The sequence below is a fragment of the Streptomyces sp. GbtcB6 genome, assembly GCF_019091475.1.
GTDB classification, from domain to species: Bacteria; Actinomycetota; Actinomycetes; order Streptomycetales; family Streptomycetaceae; genus Streptomyces; species Streptomyces hyaluromycini.
Genome location: NZ_JAGXJL010000159.1, coordinates 1 through 1,286 on the forward strand (window position 1 = coordinate 1; position 1,286 = coordinate 1,286).

Below are 1,286 nucleotides of genomic sequence, written 5' to 3' on the forward strand. Positions count from 1 at the left end.
GTGAAGCTTCCCCTTGATCGTGGACACCTGGAGACTGGGACCTGAGGTTCCAGAGGAAGTAGCACCAGGTGGGAAGCAAGTACACGAAGCGGTACACCGAGGAGTTCAAGCGGGACGCCATCGCGCTCGTCGACTCCTCGGGCAAGACGGTCACCGCCGTCGCCCGGGAGCTCGGCATCAGCTCCGAGTCCCTGCGCGGCTGGTATCGCCAGGCCAAGGCAGACCAGGGGGAGGGCCGCCCTGGCGAGCTCACCACGCAGGAGCGCGAGGAGCTCAGGCGGCTACGCAGGCAGAGCGCCGAGCAGGCAAAGACGATCGAGGTCCTGCGAAAAGCCGCGGTCTTCTTCGCGAAAGAGAGCGATCGGTGAACGATACGTACGCGTTCATCGAGGCGGAGAAGACCACCCACGGCGTCGCTTTCCTCTGCAGGCTGCTGAAGGTGGCCCGCTCCTCTTTCTACGCCTGGCTCGCCGCGCAGAAGACCCGCACCGCCCGCCAGGCCGCCGACGCGGCCTTGACCCACGAGATCACCGTCATCCACCTCGCCTCCCGTGGAACCTACGGCGTCCCGCGCGTCCATGCCGAACTGCGGCGTCTGGGACGGTCTGTGAACCACAAGCGCGTCGCCCGGCTGATGCGTGAGCACGGCATCCAGGGCGCCCACCGTCGCCGGCGCCGGTCGCTGACGCGGCCGGACAAGAAGGCCAGGCCGGCCCCGGACCTGATCGGCCGCGACTTCCACGCCGGCATCCCCGGCACGAAGCTGGTCGGAGACATCACTTTCCTCCCGACGGCCGAGGGCTGGCTCTACCTCGCCTGCTGGCTGGACCTGGCCACGCGCGAGGTCGTCGGCTACGCCATGGCCGACCATCACCGGGCCGAACTCGTCGTGGATGCCCTCAACATGGCCCACGGCCGAGCCGGTCTGAAACCCGGCTGCGTCATACACAGTGATCGCGGAAGCGAGTACACGTCGGCCCAATTCCACGACCGCATAAGCGAGTTGGGGCTGCGGCAGAGCTGCGGACGCACCGGATCATGCTTCGACAACGCCGCCGCGAAGAGTTTCTGGGCCCTGCTCAAGGAGGAAATCGGCACCCGAATCTGGCCCGACCGGGCCACCGCCCGCGCCGAGGTCTTCAACTTCGTCGAGACCTTCTACGACCGCCGCCGCCTGCGCAAGCACAAGACCCTCGGCTACCTCACCCCAGCCGAGACCAGGCAGCGGCATCAACATACCCTCGCGGCATAACCATCGAGTGTCCGAGATCACGGGCAAACTTCAC

Annotated in this window: 2 protein-coding genes; both read left to right on the top strand. The window is 67.0% G+C overall.

Translation table 11 applies throughout. The features are described 5' to 3' along the window. Positions 1-68: 68 nt before the first annotated feature. Positions 69-368 carry a transposase gene (locus tag KVT45_RS58340; RefSeq protein ID WP_217562631.1) on the top strand — a complete coding sequence of 100 codons (300 nt, stop codon included), beginning with the start codon at positions 69-71 and terminating at the stop codon, positions 366-368. Next, positions 365-1,252, top strand: a complete 888-nt coding sequence (locus KVT45_RS54975; protein ID WP_217562633.1) for an IS3 family transposase — start codon at positions 365-367, stop codon at positions 1,250-1,252. The genes KVT45_RS58340 and KVT45_RS54975 overlap by 4 nt, the downstream gene beginning before the upstream one ends. Positions 1,253-1,286: the final 34 nt, after the last annotated feature.